The sequence below is a fragment of the Acidovorax sp. SUPP2539 genome (assembly GCF_030158975.1).
In the GTDB taxonomy this organism is placed as follows: domain Bacteria; phylum Pseudomonadota; class Gammaproteobacteria; order Burkholderiales; family Burkholderiaceae_C; genus Paracidovorax.
Genome location: NZ_BQXJ01000004.1, coordinates 634,120 through 651,845 on the forward strand (window position 1 = coordinate 634,120; position 17,726 = coordinate 651,845).

General features: G+C 68.4%; 12 protein-coding genes and 1 pseudogene. 7 read left to right on the forward strand and 6 right to left on the reverse strand.

Going from position 1 to position 17,726, the window contains the following annotated elements:
* Nucleotides 1-35: 35 nt before the first annotated feature.
* Nucleotides 36-458 (reverse strand): YbaN family protein, encoded by a 423-nt coding sequence (locus tag AVTE2539_RS17590; RefSeq protein WP_284412443.1) that lies wholly within the window; start codon nt 456-458, stop codon nt 36-38.
* Between the two features lie 88 nt (nt 459-546).
* Between AVTE2539_RS17590 and def the strand changes: the two genes are divergently transcribed.
* Nucleotides 547-1,086: a peptide deformylase gene (gene def, locus AVTE2539_RS17595; RefSeq protein ID WP_284400150.1), complete on the forward strand. Its 540-nt coding sequence runs from the start codon at nt 547-549 to the stop codon at nt 1,084-1,086.
* A 122-nt stretch (nt 1,087-1,208) separates the two neighbouring features.
* Here def and AVTE2539_RS17600 read toward each other — a convergent pair whose 3' ends face one another.
* Nucleotides 1,209-3,803, reverse strand: a complete 2,595-nt coding sequence (locus tag AVTE2539_RS17600; RefSeq protein ID WP_284412444.1) for a [protein-PII] uridylyltransferase — start codon at nt 3,801-3,803, stop codon at nt 1,209-1,211.
* Between the two features lie 118 nt (nt 3,804-3,921).
* Nucleotides 3,922-4,737, reverse strand: coding sequence for a type I methionyl aminopeptidase (gene map, locus AVTE2539_RS17605; RefSeq protein ID WP_272569475.1), 816 nt, complete (start codon nt 4,735-4,737; stop codon nt 3,922-3,924).
* Nucleotides 4,738-4,958: 221 nt separating this feature from the next.
* On the opposite strand from map, the gene purL reads away from it, so the two are divergent.
* The gene (purL, locus tag AVTE2539_RS17610) at nt 4,959-8,957 is read left to right on the forward strand and encodes a phosphoribosylformylglycinamidine synthase (protein WP_502868935.1); all 3,999 of its coding nucleotides are present in this window, start codon (nt 4,959-4,961) and stop codon (nt 8,955-8,957) included.
* 70 nt (nt 8,958-9,027) lie between these two features.
* On the opposite strand, the gene AVTE2539_RS17615 is transcribed toward purL, so the two are convergent.
* Nucleotides 9,028-9,744: a class I SAM-dependent methyltransferase gene (locus tag AVTE2539_RS17615; protein ID WP_284412445.1), complete on the reverse strand. Its 717-nt coding sequence runs from the start codon at nt 9,742-9,744 to the stop codon at nt 9,028-9,030.
* Between the two features lie 236 nt (nt 9,745-9,980).
* On the opposite strand from AVTE2539_RS17615, the gene AVTE2539_RS17620 reads away from it, so the two are divergent.
* Together AVTE2539_RS17620 and AVTE2539_RS17625 are read left to right on the forward strand one after the other, a co-directional pair.
* Nucleotides 9,981-10,973, forward strand: coding sequence for a DUF808 domain-containing protein (locus AVTE2539_RS17620; RefSeq protein ID WP_284400141.1), 993 nt, complete (start codon nt 9,981-9,983; stop codon nt 10,971-10,973).
* A gap of 145 nt (nt 10,974-11,118) precedes the next feature.
* Nucleotides 11,119-11,715 carry an OmpW/AlkL family protein gene (locus tag AVTE2539_RS17625; RefSeq protein ID WP_284412446.1) on the forward strand — a complete coding sequence of 199 codons (597 nt, stop codon included), beginning with the start codon at nt 11,119-11,121 and terminating at the stop codon, nt 11,713-11,715.
* 636 nt (nt 11,716-12,351) lie between these two features.
* Here the strand turns inward: AVTE2539_RS17625 and AVTE2539_RS26305 are convergent.
* A pseudogene (locus tag AVTE2539_RS26305) lies at nt 12,352-12,810 on the reverse strand (metal-dependent hydrolase); the annotation flags it as partial.
* 325 nt (nt 12,811-13,135) lie between these two features.
* On the opposite strand from AVTE2539_RS26305, the gene egtD reads away from it, so the two are divergent.
* The gene (egtD, locus tag AVTE2539_RS17635; RefSeq protein ID WP_284412447.1) at nt 13,136-14,053 is read left to right on the forward strand and encodes an L-histidine N(alpha)-methyltransferase; all 918 of its coding nucleotides are present in this window, start codon (nt 13,136-13,138) and stop codon (nt 14,051-14,053) included.
* Nucleotides 14,050-15,375: an ergothioneine biosynthesis protein EgtB gene (gene egtB, locus AVTE2539_RS17640; protein ID WP_284412448.1), complete on the forward strand. Its 1,326-nt coding sequence runs from the start codon at nt 14,050-14,052 to the stop codon at nt 15,373-15,375. The genes egtD and egtB overlap by 4 nt, the downstream gene beginning before the upstream one ends.
* A 118-nt stretch (nt 15,376-15,493) precedes the next feature.
* Here egtB and AVTE2539_RS17645 read toward each other — a convergent pair whose 3' ends face one another.
* On the reverse strand, nt 15,494-16,780 hold the full coding sequence (locus AVTE2539_RS17645; RefSeq protein ID WP_284412450.1) for an O-acetylhomoserine aminocarboxypropyltransferase/cysteine synthase family protein: 1,287 nt from the start codon (nt 16,778-16,780) through the stop codon (nt 15,494-15,496).
* A 525-nt stretch (nt 16,781-17,305) separates the two neighbouring features.
* Between AVTE2539_RS17645 and AVTE2539_RS17650 the strand changes: the two genes are divergently transcribed.
* On the forward strand, nt 17,306-17,726 hold a 421-nt coding region (locus tag AVTE2539_RS17650; RefSeq protein ID WP_284412452.1), incomplete at its 3' end, for a contractile injection system protein, VgrG/Pvc8 family.

The following is a 17,726-nucleotide window of genomic DNA, read 5'->3' on the forward strand; positions in this document are numbered from 1 at the left end:
GATGGATCGGGTTGCAGGTTGCTTCCCATGGGCCCTCAACGGGCCGGCTCCGGCCGCTGCCAAAGCCAGGCGAGCACGCACGCCATGCACAGCGAAGCGCTGATGGCAACCCAGCGGGGTGCGTGGCTGAAGATGAGCACGGCCGCCGCGAGCGCCATGAGGATGCTGGCGCTCCACTTGGCGCGGCGGCTCACCTGGCCGCCGTTGGCCCAGTCGCGCAGCATGGGGCCGAAAAGCGGGTGGCGCCACAGCCACGCGTGCAGCCGGGGCGAACTGCGAGCCGCTGCCCAGCCGGCCATGAGGATGAACACCGTGGTCGGCAGACCGGGCACGAAGATGCCGATGATGCCGGTCACCAGGCTCAGCACCGCAAAGCACAGCAGCAGCCAGCGCACCGGCAGGGGCAGCGGGGCAGGGCGGGGTGGCGGCGGTGGCAAAGGCGCTGGCGGGAGCGGCATGCCTGGATTGTGCCTGCGGCATGGGGTTGGTCGGCGCGCTATGCTGCGGGGACTTCGACGCTGACCGTCGGCCCTTCTTTTCATTCCCATGACCGTTCAAAACATTCTCAAGATGGGCGATCCGCGCCTGCTGCGCGTGGCACAGCCCGTGACCGAGTTCGATACCGACGCGCTGCACCTGCTGGTGCGCGACATGCTGGACACCATGGAGGCGGTCAATGGCGCCGGCCTGGCCGCGCCGCAGATCGGCGTGGATCTGCAATTGGTGATCTTCGGTTCGGACCGCAAGAACCCCCGCTACCCCGACCGGCCCCTGGTGCCGCGCACCGTGTTGCTCAACCCGCAGATCACCCCGCTGGGCGACGAAGAGGAAGAGGACTGGGAAGGGTGCCTGTCCGTTCCCGGCCTGCGCGGCAAGGTGCCGCGCTGGTCCCGCATCCGCTACCAGGGCCTGGACCCGTATGGCGACCCGATCGATCGCACGGCGGAGGGGTTCCATGCGCGCGTGGTGCAGCACGAATGCGACCACCTGATCGGGAAGCTCTACCCGATGCGGGTGCGCGATTTCACCCAGTTCGGCTACACCGAGGTGCTGTTTCCCGAGCTCGCCGACGCGGAAGACGACTGACTGACTGACCTGGCAAGCGTTGCCTCGGAAAACATGAGTGAAATTAGCCTCCAGCGCAAACAATGCTAGGGTGTTTTGCTATCAAATAAATAGCGTCGAATGTGTCGGACCCCAGCGGCCCGTCATTCGGACAACGCGTTCAGCAGTTCGGTCTCGATCTGGATCTGCCGCGCGTTGCTCTGCAGTTCCGGGCCGTGCACGAGGAAGGTGTCTTCCACCCGCTCGCCCAGGGTGCTGACCTTGGCCAGTTGCACGCTCAGGTGGTGGCGCGAAAGGATGCGCGCCACCAGGTAGAGCAAGCCCGCCCGGTCGCTGGCGGAGATGTTGATGAGCCAGCGCTGGGCTTTCTCGTCGGGGCGCAGCGTGACGCGCGGGGCCACGGGAAAGCTCTTCACGCGGCGTGAGACGCGCTTGCGCGCCGGCTCGGGCAGGCCTGCGGTTTCGTCCTCGATCGCGCGGGCGAGATCGCTCTCCACCATGTGCGTGAGTTCGCGGTAGTGTCCGGCCTGCTCCGAGGCCACGACCTGGAACGTGTCGAGCGCGCAGCCATCGTGGGCGGTGTGCACCCGCGCATCGAGGATGCTGAAGCCCGCCCGGTCGAAATAGCCGCAGATGCGGGCGAAGAGGTCGGGCTGGTCGGGCGCATAAACCGCCACCTGCAGGCCCTCGCCTGCCAGCGACTGCCGCGCGCGGACCACCGTGCGGCCGGTGCCCACGTAGCGCGAGAGGTGGCGCGTGTGCCAGGCAATGTCGGCGGCTTCGTGCCGCATGAAATAGCCCACGTCCAGCGTGTCCCACAGCTTCTTGTGCGCCTCGAACGGCTGGGCCTGCAGCGCCAGCATGACCATGGCTTCGCGCTTGCGGGCCTCGATTTCGGCGGCGGCATTGGGGGCGTGGCCGCCCAGGGCGCGCAGCGTGGCGCGGTACAGGTCTTCCAGCAGCTTGCCCTTCCACGCGTTCCAGACCTTGGGGCTGGTGCCGCGGATGTCCGCCACGGTGAGCAGGTACAGCGCGGTGAGGCGGCGCTCGCTGCCCACGCGCTGGGCGAAAGCGCCGATCACGTCCGGATCGGACAGGTCCTGCTTTTGCGCGACCTGGCTCATGGCCAGGTGCTCGCGCACCAGGAACTCGACCAGTGCCGCGTCTTCCTCGTCCACGCCGTGCTGGCGGCAGAAGTGGCGCACTTCCTCGGCACCGATCTTGGAGTGGTCGCCGCCGCGGCCCTTGCCGATGTCGTGGAACAGCGCCGCCAGGTACAGCAGCCACGGCTTGTCCCAACCACCGGCCAGCTGCGAGCAGAACGGGTATTCGTGCGCATGCTCGGCCATGAAGAAGCGGCGCACGTTGCGCAGCACCATCAGGATGTGCTGGTCCACGGTGTAGACGTGGAACAGGTCGTGCTGCATCTGGCCCACGATGCGGCGAAACGGCCAGAGGTAGCGGCCCAGCACCGAGGTCTGGTTCATGAGCCGCATCGCATGCGTGATGCCCGAGGGCTGCCGCAGGATCTTCATGAAGGTCGCGCGGTTGACCGGGTCGCGGCGGAAGGCGCTGTCCATCGCCCCGCGGGCGTTGTAGAGCGCGCGCAGCGTGCGCACCGACAGGTCCTTCAGCCCCAGCGTGGTCTCGTAAAGCAGGAAAGTTTCCAGGATGGCGTGGGGGTGCTTCTCGTACAGGTCGTCGCTGGCCACTTCGACGAGGCCGGCCTTTTCGAAGAAGCGGTCGTTGATGCGGTGCAGCTCGTGCGTGGAGGGGCTGAGCCGCTCCTCGATGTTCAGCAGCAGGATCTGGCTGAGCTGCGACACGGCCTTGGCCGCCCAGTAATAGCGGCGCATGAGGGTTTCGCTCGCGCGCATGGCCAGGCGCTTGCCGTCGGGCGAGTGGGAGCGGTAGCCGAACGATTCGGCTACGGCGGTCTGCAGGTCGAACACCAGCCGGTCCTCGTGGCGGCCGGCCACGGCGTGCAGCCGCGCGCGGATGAGGAACAGCACGGCCTCGTTGCGCTCGATCTGGGCCACCTCGAACGGCGTGGCCATGCCATTGGCGGCCAGTTCGCGCCAGTCGCGCCCCAGGCCGGCCGCGCGGGCGACCCACAGCACCGTCTGCAGGTCGCGCAGGCCGCCGGGCGACTCCTTGCAGTTGGGCTCCAGCGAGTAGGGCGTGTTCTCGTACTTGGTGTGGCGCTGGCGCATCTCCAGCGTCTTGGCGATGAGGAAGTCCTGCGCGTCCATCTGCGCGTCGTAGCGCTGCTGGAATGCGGCGAACAGCGGCGAGCTGCCGCAGACGCGGCGGGCTTCGAGCAGCGAGGTCTGCACGGTCACGTCGGCCGCGGATTCGGTCAGGCACTCGGCCACCGTGCGCACGCTGGAGCCGATCTCCAGGCCGGCGTCCCAGCAGCTGCCGATGAACGATTCGATGCACGTGGACAAGGCGCAGCCGGCCCCGGGCGTGGCGCCGTCCGGCAGCAGGACGAGCACGTCGACGTCGGAATGGGGAAAGAGCTGCGCGCGGCCGTAGCCCCCCACGGCCACCAGCGCCAGGTCGTCCGGCATGCCGGCGCGCTGCCACAGCTGGCGCAGCAGGCGGTCCGCCAGGGTGGAGAGCTTGTGCAGCAGGGTGCGAACGCCGCGCGTGGAGGCGCCCGTGGATTGCAGCGACGCGAGCAGGGTGGCCTTGTCTTGGCGGTAGGCGTCGCGCAGGGTTTGCAGGTCGGTCATGGACGGCGGCAGGGTGGCGGGTGCGGGTGGGGCAACGGAGCGATGGGCAGGTTAGCACCAGACAAGCAAGAACCGTGCGCCCGGCCGCCGCGCGGCCGGCCCGCGCGCCGTGTTCCGGTCAGGTCTTCGTGGCGGTCACGAAGGCCGGCAGCGGTGGTGAGCCGGCCGACAGGGTCAGGACTTCGTAGCCGGTCTCGGTCACCAGCACGGTGTGCTCCCACTGCGCCGACAGGCTGCGGTCCTTGGTCACGATGGTCCAGCCGTCGTTGCCGAATTCCTTCACCTCGCGGCGGCCGGCGTTCAGCATGGGCTCGATGGTGAAGGTCATGCCGGGCAGCAGCTCATCCAGCGTGCCAGGGTAGCCGTAGTGCAGCACCTGGGGCTCTTCGTGGAATTTCTGGCCGATGCCGTGGCCGCAGAACTCGCGCACCACCGACAGGCCGTGGCCCTCGGCGTACTTCTGGATGGCGTGGCCGATGTCCCCCAGGCGGGCGCCGGGCTTGACGCGCTGGATGCCGATCCACATGGCGTCGAAGGTGAGGCTGCACAGGCGCTTGGCGGCGATGGAGACGTCGCCGATCAGGTACATGCGGCTGTTGTCGCCGTACCAGCCGTCCTTGGTGATGACGGTGACGTCCACGTTCATGATGTCGCCCTTCTTCAGGGGCTTGTCGTTCGGGATGCCGTGGCAGACCACGTTGTTGATCGACGTGCACAGCGACTTGGGGTAGGGCGGATAGCCCGGCGGCTGGTAGCCGATGGTGGCGGAGATGGTGCCCTGCTGCGCCATGCATTCGGCCGCGAGGCGGTCGATTTCGTTCGTGGTGATGCCAGGCTGGATGTGGGGCGCGATGTAGTCCAGCACTTCCGAAGCCAGTCGGCATGCCTCTCGCATGCCGGCGATGCCTTCGGCGTCTTTGATGGTGATGCTCATGGGGCCAATTATCCCATCGGCGCTTGGCCGATGCGGGCCACGCGGGCGAAGGCCTCGTCGGCGATGCGATCCGCCCCCGGTAAAATGCCGGGCTCAGCATTCTCCGCACCCTGCCCAGCCGGCCCCAGTCAGCGGCCGGCGGTCCAGGGTGGGGCCGCACCTTTTCCATCACCCAACAGGCCGCCGAAGTGATCTCGCCGACATCGTCCACGAAGCCCTCCTTGCACCTCAGCACGTTCGAAGGCGGCAACGCCCTCAGCGCCTTCCGCATGCGCCAGCTGCTGCCCGCGCTGCAGGCCATCCACGACCGCATCACGGGCATCGCCGCCCGCTTCGTGCACCTGGTGGCCACCGACGCGGTGCCCACCCCGGCCGAAACCGATCGCTTCGCCGCGCTGCTGACCTATGGTGACCCCTACGGCGGCCCGGCCGATGGCCCGGCCATCGTTGTCACGCCGCGCCTGGGCACGGTCTCGCCCTGGGCGTCGAAGGCGACCGACATCGCGCACAACTGCGGCCTGGCGCTGCGCCGCGTGGAGCGCATCACCGAGTACCGCCTCTCGCTCAAATCCGGCCTGCTGGGCGGCACGCCCACGCTGACCGACGCGCAGCGCGGGCAGATCGCCGCGCTGCTGCACGACCGCATGACCGAGTCGGTGGTGTCGGACCGCTCGGGCGCCGAGGCCCTGTTCACTGAGCTGCCGGCCGCGCCGATGGAGTTCGTCGATGTGCTGGGCGGCGGGCGCGCGGCGGTCGAGGCGGCCAACGCCCAGTGGGGCCTGGCCCTGGCCGACGACGAGATCGACTACCTCGTCAATGCCTTCCAGGGCCTGGCGCGCAACCCCACCGACGTGGAGCTGATGATGTTCGCGCAGGCCAACAGTGAGCACTGCCGCCACAAGATCTTCAACGCGCAGTTCACCATCGACGGCGAGAAGCAGGACAAGAGCCTGTTCGCCATGATCCGCAACACCCACCAGCTGGCGCCCCAGCACACGGTGGTGGCGTATTCGGACAACGCCTCGGTCATGGAAGGCACGCGCGTCGAGCGGTTTTTGGCAAAAATGCCCGTCAGTGCAAATTCCACTAGGGCAGTGTGCTATGAAAAGAGTAGCGTCACGAACCACATTCTGATGAAGGTGGAAACGCACAACCACCCCACGGCCATCTCGCCGTTCCCCGGCGCTTCCACCGGCGCGGGCGGCGAGATCCGCGACGAGGGCGCCACCGGCCGCGGCTCCAAGCCCAAGGCGGGCATGACCGGCTTCACGGTGTCCAAGCTCTGGGGCGGCGAGTTCGGCAAGCCCGAGCACATCGCCAGCCCGCTGCAGATCATGGTGGAAGGCCCCCTGGGCGGAGCGGCGTTCAACAACGAGTTCGGCAGGCCCAACCTGCTGGGCTATTTCCGCGAGTACGAGCAGTCGGTGGGCGGCGTGGACCGGGGCTACCACAAGCCCATCATGATCGCCGGCGGCCTGGGCACCATCGATGCGGGCCTCACGCAGAAGATCGAATTCCCGGCCGGATCGCTGCTGATCCAGCTGGGCGGCCCTGGCATGCGCATCGGCATGGGCGGCAGCGCGGCCAGTTCCATGGCCACGGGCGCGAACGCGGCGGAGCTCGATTTCGACTCCGTGCAGCGCGGCAACCCCGAGATCGAGCGCCGCGCGCAGGAGGTCATCAACCACTGCTGGGCGCAGGGTGCGGCCAACCCCATCCTGGCGATCCACGACGTGGGCGCGGGCGGGCTGTCCAATGCCTTCCCCGAGCTGACCAACGACGCCGGCCGGGGGGCGCACTTCGACCTGCGCGCGGTGCAGCTCGAAGAGTCGGGCCTGGCCCCGAAAGAGATCTGGTCCAACGAAAGCCAGGAGCGCTACGTGCTGGCGATCGCGCCGCAATCGCTGGAGCAGTTCCGCGCGTTCTGCGAGCGCGAGCGCTGCCCGTTCGCCGTGATCGGCACGGCCACCGAGCACCGCCAGCTGGTGCTGGAGGACACGGCCGCCGCCGGCAATCAGAAGCTGCCGGTGGACATGCCCATGGAAGTGCTGCTGGGCAAGCCGCCCAAGATGCACCGCGACGTGAAGACCGTGCAGCGCGAATTCGCGCCCATCGACCTCACGGGCGTGGCGCTGCAAAAGGCGGTGATCGACGTGCTGGCGCACCCCACGGTGGCCAGCAAGCGCTTTCTCATCACCATCGGCGACCGCACGGTGGGCGGCTTGTCGCACCGTGACCAGATGGTGGGCCCCTGGCAGGTGCCGGTGGCCGATTGCGCCGTCACGCTGGCCGACTTCCAGGGCTTTGCCGGCGAGGCCATGAGCATGGGCGAGCGCACGCCGCTGGCCGCCATCGACGCGCCCGCCTCGGGCCGCATGGCCGTGGCCGAGGCCATCACCAATCTGCTGGCCGCGCCCATCGAACTGCCGCGCGTGAAGCTCTCCGCCAACTGGATGGCCGCCTGCGGCGAGCCCGGCGAGGATGCCGCGCTGTACGCCACCGTGAAGGCCGTGGGCATGGAGCTGTGCCCGGCGCTGGGCATTTCGATCCCGGTGGGCAAGGATTCGCTGTCCATGCGCACCCAGTGGAGGGATGAAAGCGGTGCGAAGAAGGTCACCTCCCCCGTGAGCCTGATCGTCAGCGCCTTCGCCACGCTGGCCGACGTGCGCGGCACGCTCACGCCGCAACTGGACGCGGCGGAGGACGACACCACGCTGGTGCTGATCGACCTGGGCCATGGCAAGGCCCGCATGGGCGGCAGCATCCTGGGCCAGGTGCTGGGCCAGAGCGGCGACGTGGCGCCCGACCTGGACGACGCGCAGGACCTGGTGCGCCTGGTCGATGCCGTGAACGCGCTGCGCGCCAAGGGCCAGATCCTGGCCTACCACGACCGCAGCGACGGCGGTCTGCTGGCCGCGGTGGCCGAGATGGCCTTCGCCGGCCATGTGGGCGTGGCGCTGAACGTCGATCTGCTCGTGACCGAGGGCGACGGCATCAGCGACAGCCGCATGGAGACAGGCGACGCCAAGAACTGGGCCTCGCAGGTGAGCGCGCGCCGCGAGGAGCTGACGCTCAAGGCGCTGTTCAACGAGGAACTGGGCGTGGTGCTGCAGGTGCGCACCGCCGAGCGCAACGAGGTCATGCAGACCCTGCGCGAGCACGGCCTGTCCCGGTCCAGCCACTTCATCGGCAAGACGCGGCCTGCCTCGTCCACCATGGACGCCGGCAAGGGCGAGCTGCAGGTGTGGCGCGATGCCAAGAGCGTGTTCAGCGCCACCCTGTCCGACCTGCACCAGGTGTGGGACGCGGTGAGCTGGAAGATCACGCAGCAGCGCGACAACCCGGCCACGGCCGATGCCGAGCATGCCGCCGCAGGCGTGCCGAACGACCCGGGCCTGCACGTGGCGCTCACGTTCGATCCGGCCGAGGACGTGGCCGCGCCGTTCCTGAACCTCGCGCGGCCGAAGGTCGCCATCCTGCGCGAGCAGGGGGTCAACTCGCACATCGAGATGGCCTACGCCTTCACCGAGGCGGGCTTCGAGGCCTACGACGTGCACATGACCGACCTGCAGACGGGCCGCGCGCAGCTGTCGGACTTCGCCGGCGTGGTGGCCTGCGGCGGCTTCAGCTACGGCGACACGCTGGGCGCCGGCATCGGCTGGGCGCGTTCGATCACGTTCAACCCGGTGCTGTCGGAGCAGTTCCAGGGCTTCTTCGGCCGCAAGGACACCTTCGGCCTGGGCGTGTGCAACGGCTGCCAGATGTTCGCCGAACTGGCCGACATCATTCCCGGCGCCGAGGCCTGGCCGCGCTTCACCACCAACCAGAGCGAGCGCTTCGAGGCGCGGCTGTCGCTGGTGGAGGTGCTGGAGTCGCCCAGCCTGTTCTTCGCCGGCATGGCGGGCAGCCGCCTGCCGATTGCCGTGGCGCACGGCGAGGGCTACGCCAACTTCAAGTACCGCGGCGACCCGGCCCAGACCATCTCTGCCATGCGGTATGTGGACCACCACGGCGCGGCCACCGAGCAGTACCCGTTCAACCCCAACGGCAGCGCGGGCGGCCTCACGGCGGTGACCACGGCCGATGGGCGCTTCACGGCCATGATGCCGCACGCCGAACGCGTGTTCCGCAACGTGCAGATGAGCTGGACCAGCGGCGACCGCAGCGCGCTGAGCCCGTGGATGCGCATCTGGCGCAACGCCCGCCGCTGGGTGGGCTGAGGAAAGCGGAAGAGCCGGAAGCGCGCCCGACGCGCCCCGGCAGCCGATGCGCTCGGGCCGTCTTCGGCGTTCAGGTGCGGCGGTACACCAGCAGCCGGCCTTTGTAGGCGGGCGCATCGTTCAGCGCGGCCCGGTCCAGCCGCTCTTCGCGCAGGCCGAAGCCCTGCGCGGCCATCTGCTTGCTGAAGGCGGCGCGGTTGCCCCGGTCCGGGTCCACGATCCAGACCTGGGCCTCTGGGCCCGCGTGCAGGTCGATGAAATGCGCAAGGCTGGCGCGGGCGTCGCGTTCGTACAGCAGGTCGCTGCCCATGATGAGGTCGAACAGCCCGTGCACCGGGCCGCCGTGCGCCTGCGCGAGCGGACTCTCGTCCTGCTGCGGCGGGCCCAGCGCTTCGCCGCTGCCCCACTGGCCCTGGCGGTACTTCATGGTGCCCATGCCGTTCAGGCGCAGGTTCTCGCGCAGGAAGGTGCCGGCCAGTGGGTGGCAGTCGCTCGCGGTCACGTCGGCGCCTTGCCGGTGGCACACCAGGCTGGCCAGCGCCAGGCCGCAGCCCAGCTCCAGGATACGCTCGCCCGCCTGCACGGGCCGGGCCGCCATGCGCGCGGCCAGTTGCGCGCCCGAGGGCCACAGCAGGCCGAAGAGGGGCCAGGCGGCCGAGGAGATGCCCAGGGTTTCGGCGTCGCCGAGGGGGTCGGAGAACTGCTGGCGGTCCAGCAGGGAGCGGATGACGAGGTCGTCGACGCCAGCGATGGCGATGTTTTCTTGCTTGGTCAGGTAGCCTGGCATGCGGCGGGAGCGAGAGCCCGCGTGCAGGACCCCGATATCGGTGGGAAGGCCGCCAGTATGCGCCTTGCACCGACACGGACCCATCGCAGGGCGTTGCTATAGTGGGCGCCGCCTGGACGACGGGCGCCAGGCTTTTCGGCCGGCATGCCCGGCCCGCGCGGCGTTCCCCTGGCCTTGCAGCCTTTCGCCGCCGTGCCCGTGGACCCGCTCCCTCCCTCGATTTTTTAAGGATTCCCATGGCCGGTGCCAGCCTTTTGACGCTGCTCGACGATATCGCCACCGTTCTGGACGACGTGGCCCTGATGACCAAGGTCGCTGCCAAGAAGAGTGCCGCCATGGCCGATGACGTGTCCGTCATGACCAAGGTGGCGGCGCAGAAAACCGCAGGCGTGCTGGGCGACGATCTGGCGCTCAATGCCCAGCAGGTCACGGGCGTGCGCGCCGATCGCGAGATTCCCGTGGTCTGGGCGGTGGCCAAGGGCTCGCTCGTCAACAAGGCCATCCTGGTGCCGGCCGCGCTGCTGATCAGCGCATTCATTCCGTGGGCGGTGACGCCGCTGCTCATGGTGGGCGGCGCGTTCCTGTGCTTCGAGGGCGCGGAGAAGCTGGCGCACCGGTTCCTGCCCCACGGCGATGCCCCCAAGGAAGAGGCGGGCCGCGAGGCGCATGCCCTTGCCAACGCTAACCCGGCGGTGGACATCGCCGCCTTCGAGAAGGACAAGGTCAAGGGCGCGGTGCGCACCGACTTCATCCTGTCCGCCGAGATCATCGCCATCACGCTGGGTACGGTCGCCAGTGCCCCGTTCGGGCAGCAGGTGGCAGTGCTGGCCGGCATCGCGCTCATCATGACGGTGGGCGTGTACGGCTTGGTGGCCGGCATCGTCAAGCTGGACGACCTGGGCCTGTGGCTCACCCGCAAGACGGGACGCGCTGCGCAGGCGCTGGGCCGCGGCATCGTGGCCGCCGCGCCCTGGCTCATGAAGGTGCTCTCGGTCGCCGGCACGGCGGCCATGTTCCTCGTGGGCGGCGGCATTCTGGTGCATGGCGTGCCCGCCATCCACCACGCGGTCGAGGGCCTGGCCGCATCGGCGGCCCAGTGGCCGGCGGGCGGCCTGTGGCGCGTGCTGGTGCCCAACCTGCTCAATGCGGTGGTGGGCATCGTGGCCGGTGCCGCCGTGCTGGCGGTGGTCACGCTGGTGCAGCGCATGCGGGGCAAGGGCGCGCACTGAGGGCGGGGAGAAGAGGGCGCTTTCAGGCCCTCGCGGCCCGCGGCACAACCTGCCGGCGGTTTGATCCATGGCAAGGCCGCCCGGGCCGTTTGCCGGCCCAATGCATGCACGGGGGTCGTCCCCGTTCAACGCATCGAGTTTCCGTATGAAAAAAAACCTGCTGGCCCTGGCCGTGCTGTGCGCATTGACCTCCGGCGCCGCCTTCGCGCAAACGGCGGAAGGCCCCTGGCTCGTTCGTGCGCGTGCCGTGAACCTGGATTCCTCCAACAAGGACAGCACCGGCCTGGGCCTGTCGATCAACGACAAGACGCTGCCTGAAGTCGACATCTCCTACTTCTTCAACCGCAACATCGCCGCCGAGCTGGTGCTGACCGTGCCCCAGAAGCAGCGGCTGTCCTCCAGCGCCCTGAACGCGCAGATCGGCACGCTCAAGCACCTGCCGCCTTCGCTGATGCTGCAGTACCACTTCGACACCGCGGGCTTTCGTCCCTACGTGGGCGCGGGCGTGAACTACACGCGGTTTTCCAGCGTGCGCCTGCCCGCCGGCGTGAGCATCGACAAGAGCAGCTGGGGCGGCGCCCTGCAGGTCGGCGTGGACATTCCCCTCACCAAGAACCTGGTGCTGAACTTCGACGTGAAGAAGGTCTACATCCAGACCGACGTGTTCGCAGCCGGTGCCAAGCTGGGCACCTTCAAGATCGATCCCGTGCTGGCCGGCGTGGGCCTGGGCTGGCGGTTCTGACCGCGGGCCGCGGGTGCGGCCACTGACAGACTGGTGGGGAAAGCCGGCGCGTGGCGCCGGCTTTTTTGATGGGGCCGTATTGGCACCGAACGGTCCCGAGCCGCCCGCATGCCCCCACATGCGCCGCCACAGCGCGGTGAGGGCTGTGCCGATGTCCGGGCGCTGTCCGCGCAGCGCCACCTCGGGCTGGCCGGCGTCCAGTTGCGCGAGCGTGCCGAGATCGAACTGGAAGCTGTAGTCGGGCTCCTGCCCCATGCGCAGATCGGTCACGAAGACGCGGCCGTCCCGCGAACGCATGCGATAAAAGCCGTGGCTGAAGCGCGCCACCCGCTGCACGGCCGGCACGGCTCCGTAGCGCTGGATCAGCGGGGCTCCGCGCTCGTGCACCGTCCATTGCATGGGCCTGTTGCCGTCGGCCAGGGCATAGAAACCTTCGGCATATTGGGTGGGCGTGACCGCCACCACCCGCCACAGCAGGGTGTTGAACGGGGTGGGCGTCACCAGCACCGTCTGCACCGGCAGGCCCTGCGTGCGCAGGGAGGCCATGGCCACGCCGGTGACGTGCTGCTGCACGCCCACGCTCCACGCCAGGTAGAGCGTGCTGAGCGCCAGGCCCCAACGGTTCCAGCGGGCCCCGACCGGCGGGCCGCTCGCCAGCGCGGCGACCACGCCGACGATCAGCGGCACGGTGTACAGCGGGTCGATGATGAAGATGCTGCCCACCCCGTACGGGTGGCTGGTGAACGGTTTCCACAGCTGGGTGCCGTACACCGTCATGCCATCCAGCAGCGGGTGGGTGATGAGCGCGAGCCACATCGCCAGCCACCACCTTCGCCAGCCGGCCTGCTCGCCATGCAGGCGCGCCACCAGCGCGCCCAGGGGCAGCGAAAACAGGCTGAGGTACAGCAGGGCATGGCTTTCCGCCCGGTGTTCGACCATGTTGGCAATGGCGTTGCCATGGTCGATGAACGCGTCCAGGTCCGGCAGCGTGCCGGCCACCGCCCCCCACAGCGCGGCTTTCCAAGGGGCGGTGCGCCGGCCCATCACGGCGAGCGAAACGGCGGAACCAAGGGCGATCTGGGTCAGGGAATCCATGGCGGCGAAGCAGGCCGTGGTAGCCGGCCGGTGGTGTCGATCGGCGGAGTGTGGCCCAGCCGCGCCGGTGCGCCACGGGGTCTTCGAAAAAACCGTGCGGTGGCGGGGACGATGGCGGTGCGTGTCCCGGAAGGCGCAGCCGATGTTGCTGCCGAATGGCGCTGATGGATTTGCGGACGTGTCCTACATCCGGGTGGCGGGGCGTCTGTAATGCTCTGTTACATGGCCGTTTCAGGTTGCCGAAGAGCGATTGGAGACGGCCATGCGTTGCAGCCGCGCCGCCCCACGGTGCGCCGCGATCCGACAGACCCATCCCCCGAGCGACATGCAGAACACACCGCACCACGACATCCTCCAGGGGTTGGCCCGCCGTCCCGCGTGCATTTCCCCCAAGTATTTCTACGACCAGCGGGGCTCCCAACTGTTCGAGGAAATCACCCGATTGCCCGAGTACTACCCCACCCGCACCGAGCACGCGCTCATGCGGGCGCACGGCGACGACATCGCCCGTGCCGTGGGGCAGGGCGGCACCGTCATCGAACTGGGCGCCGGCAACTGTGAGAAGGCGCGCACGCTGTGCCGCCTGCTGCAGCCCGAGCGGTTCGTGGGCGTGGACATCTCGGCGGACTTCCTGCGCGAGGGCGTGGCCCGCCTGTGCAGCGACCTGCCCGCACTGCAGGCCCATGCGGTGGCGGGCGATCTGACCCGTCCCATCCAACTGCCGCCGGACATTCCCCGCGCACGCCGCGTGGTGTTCTACCCCGGCTCGTCGATCGGCAATTTCGACCCGCCCCAGGCGCTGGAACTGCTGTCGCGCATGCGTGCGCTGGTGGATGCCGATGGCGCACTGCTGATCGGCATCGACCTGCCCAAGGACGTGGACGTGCTGCAGGCGGCCTACGACGATACTGCCGGCGTCACGGCCGCGTTCAACCGCAACGTACTGGCCCATGTGAACCGGCTCATCGGCAGCGATTTCACGCCCGAGGCGTGGGAGCACCGGGCCTTCTTTAATGGGGAGCAGTCGCGCATCGAAATGCACCTGGAGGCCCGCGAGGGTGCGCAGGTGCGCTGGCCCGGCGGAGGGCGCGACTTTGCCGCGGGCGAGCGCATCCACACCGAGAACAGCTACAAATACAGCCTCACGGCCTTCCAGGCGCTGCTGGCGCGCGCGGGTTTTTCGCGCGCGCAGGCCTGGACGGACGAGCGGGGCTGGTTCGCCGTGGTGCATGCCCAGCCATGAACTTCGCCACCCGCTCCCCCCATGCCGTGGCGCCCTGCACGCTGAGCGCCCGCTACGCCGAGGTGCGCCGCGCCTCCATGGCCCTGGCGCTGCCGCTGTCCGACGAGGATTGCTGCGCTCAATCCATGCCCGACGCCAGCCCTGTGAAATGGCACCTGGCGCACACCACTTGGTTTTTCGAGACCTTCATCCTGGAGCCGAACGAGCCCGGCTTCGCGCCGTTCCACCCCGCCTTCCGGGTGATCTTCAATTCCTACTACAACGGCGTGGGCGACAAGCACCCGCGGCCGCAGCGCGGCCTGCTCACCCGGCCCGCACTGCCGCAGGTGCTGGCCTACCGGGCCGACGTGGACGGCCGCATGTCGCGCCTGATGGCCGAGCGGCCGGACGACGCCGTGCTGGCGGCCCTGGTCGAACTGGGCCTGCAGCACGAGCAGCAGCACCAGGAACTGATCCTCACCGACGTCAAGCACCTGCTGTCGTGCAGCCCGCTGTGGCCGGCCTACCGCCTGCCGGGGCATGCGCAGGCGCAGCAGCAGGCCCAGCCTTTGCCGGCCGGCGGCGTCCCGCTGGCCTGGCAGCCCTTTGCCGGTGGCGTGTGCGAGATCGGCCATCCGGGCGGGGACCGGGGCGGCTTCGCCTTCGACAACGAGGGGCCACGCCACCGCGTGTACGTGCAGCCGTTCGAGCTGGCCAACCGGCCGGTGACCACTGCCGAGTACCTGGCGTTCGTCGAGGACGGCGGCTACCAGGAGTCCGCCCACTGGCTGGCCGAGGGCTGGGACTGGGTGCGGGCGCAGCAGCTGTCGCACCCCATCTATTGGCAACGCCAGGGCGCGGCCTGGTACGAGTTCACCCTGGCCGGACCGCGCCCGCTCCAACCCCACGCACCCGCGGTGCACCTGTCGTATTACGAGGCCGACGCCTATGCGCGCTGGGCCGGCGCGCGCCTGCCCACCGAGGCCGAATGGGAGGTGGCGGCCACCTCCCAGGGCGTGCAGGGGGCGAACGCTGCCAGCGGCCACTTTGCCGACAGCGGCACGTTGCACCCGCGGCCGGCCTCTGATGCCGGGCGGGGCCTGGTGCAAATGTTCGGCGACGTGTGGGAGTGGACGCAGTCCAGCTACGCCGCCTACCCCGGTTTCCGCGTCGCCGAGGGGGCGGTGGGCGAGTACAACGGCAAGTTCATGGTCAACCAATACGTGCTGCGCGGCGGCTCGTGCGCGACGCCGGCCGGGCACGTGCGGGCGACTTACCGCAACTTCTTTCCCGCCACCGCGCGCTGGCAGTTCTCGGGGCTGCGGCTGGCGCGGGATTTGTGACGGATTGATTTGCTATTGAATTAATAGCGGTATGCCCTAGTACTGATTGTGCTGGAGGCCAAAAGGACCATGGACCGCATGGGGGCGGCCGCAGTCCGCCGCCCCGGCCAAGCGGCGGTCACACCGCCTGCAGCGCCTGCGCCAGGTCGGCCTGCAGGTCCTCGATGTGCTCGATCCCCACGGACAGCCGCACCATGCCTTCCGTGACGCCGGCCTTGGCCAGTTCGCCGGTATCGAGCTGGCGGTGCGTGGTCGATGCGGGGTGGGTGGCCAGCGAACGGGCGTCGCCGATGTTCACCAGGCGCGTGAAGAGCTGCAGCGCATCCAGGAAGCGCGCACCCGCCGCACGCGGGTCCGTGCCTTCTTCCGAACGCAGGCTGAACGACAGGATCCCCGACGCCCGTCCGCCCAGCTGGCGCTGCACCAGCGCGTGGTCCGGGTGGTCCGGCAGGCCGGCGTAGCGCACCCACTCCACCTTGGGATGGCCTTGCAGCGCACGCGCGATGGCCAGCGTGTTTTCGCAGATGCGATCCATGCGCAGCGCGAGCGTCTCGATGCCCTGCAGGATCAGGAACGCGTTCTGCGGGGCCAGGGCCGCGCCGGTGTTGCGCAGCGGCACGACACGCGCGCGGCCAATGAAGGCCGCCTCGCCCAGCGCCTCGGTATAGACCACGCCGTGGTAGCTCACGTCGGGCTCGTTCAGGCGCGGAAAGCGCGCCTTGTGCTTCGCCCAGGGGAACTTGCCGCTGTCCACGATGGCGCCACCCACGCTGTTGCCGTGGCCGCCCAGGTACTTGGTGAGCGAATGCACCACGATGTCGGCGCCGTGTTCGATGGGGCGCAGCAGGTAGGGGCTGGGCACCGTGTTGTCCACGATGAGCGGCACGCCATGGTCGTGCGCCACCCGGGCCAGGGCCGCGATGTCGGTCACGTTGCCCAGCGGGTTGCCGATGGATTCGATGAAGATGGCTTTGGTGCGCGCGTCGATGTGCTGCGCGAAGCTGGCCGGGTCGCGCGGATCGGCGAACCGCGTGGTGATGCCCTGCTGCGGTAGCGTGTGGGCGAAGAGGTTGTAGGTGCCGCCGTAGAGCGTGCTGGCCGAGACGATGTTGTCGCCGGCTTCGGCGATGGTCTGGATCGCGTAGGTGATGGCTGCCATGCCCGAGGCCACGGCCAGCGCGGCGATGCCGCCCTCCAGCGCCGCGACGCGCTTTTCCAGCACGTCGTTGGTCGGATTCATGATGCGCGTGTAGATGTTGCCCTGCATCTTGAGGTCGAACAGGTCGGCGCCATGCTGGGCGCTGTCGAAGGCATAGGCCACCGTCTGATAGATGGGCACGGCCACCGCCTTGGTGGTGGGGTCGGGCGACTGTCCGGCATGGACGGCGAGGGTTTCGATCCGCATGGGTTGTCTCTTTCTGGGGTGACGGGAACAGGGTGCGTGAAGCGCAGGCAAGGCCTGCGCAACGCGGTGCGGGCCATTCTTGCACCGCGTGCCCGGCGCCCGAACAACGCATTGGCTATGTGCTTATTTCGGCCAACAAAAGGGTGTCAGCGTTCGCATGGCGGGCACAGTTTTGAGTTCGGGCAGCCACCGTGTGCGAAACGCGTCCGGTACTCTGGAATTATTTTCACCATAAGCATGGCAGGCAAAAACCGATTCCTGACGAAAGGTCGGCAAGGGGCCGATATGGGTAATGGTTTGGACTGTGTGGTTATGCGGTTGACGTTGGAGTCAATGCCAGATCAGCATGGTTGACCCTTGACATTCGGCGGTCGTTAATCCGATCAGATAACCTGAAAAAGGCATTTCATCTTGAAACAAAAAATACGCATAGAAAATACTTATTACCTCTTTTGAAAAGGCGATAGATCACTATCATCCGCGCCACTAAATCAAGAGAGGGAGCGGTCCAAAGACCGTCAGCCAATGACACGCCGCGTCACGATCCAAACGCCATTGGGAGAACAGCTGCAGTTTCGCCGCCTGCAGGGCCGGGAATCGTTGAGCGAGCTGTTTGCGTTGGATGTGGACCTGCTGAGCGAGAGCAAGTCCCTCGACCCCAAGGCGTTGCTGGGCAAGCACGCCACGGTGGAGGTGGAGACCGAAGGCGGCGGCCGGCGCTACCTGGACGGCATCGTCACCCGGTTCGGGCTGCAGGGCGAAGACCACCGGTATTACTCCTACCGCCTGCGCCTGCAACCCTGGCTGTGGCTGGCCACGCGCAAGAGCGACTTCAAGATATTCCAGAACAAGACCGTGCCCGACATCATCGAAGAGGTGCTCGGCAAATACGGCCACCCCCTGCAAAAACGGCTCACGCGGGCGTATCGCAGCTGGGACTACTGCG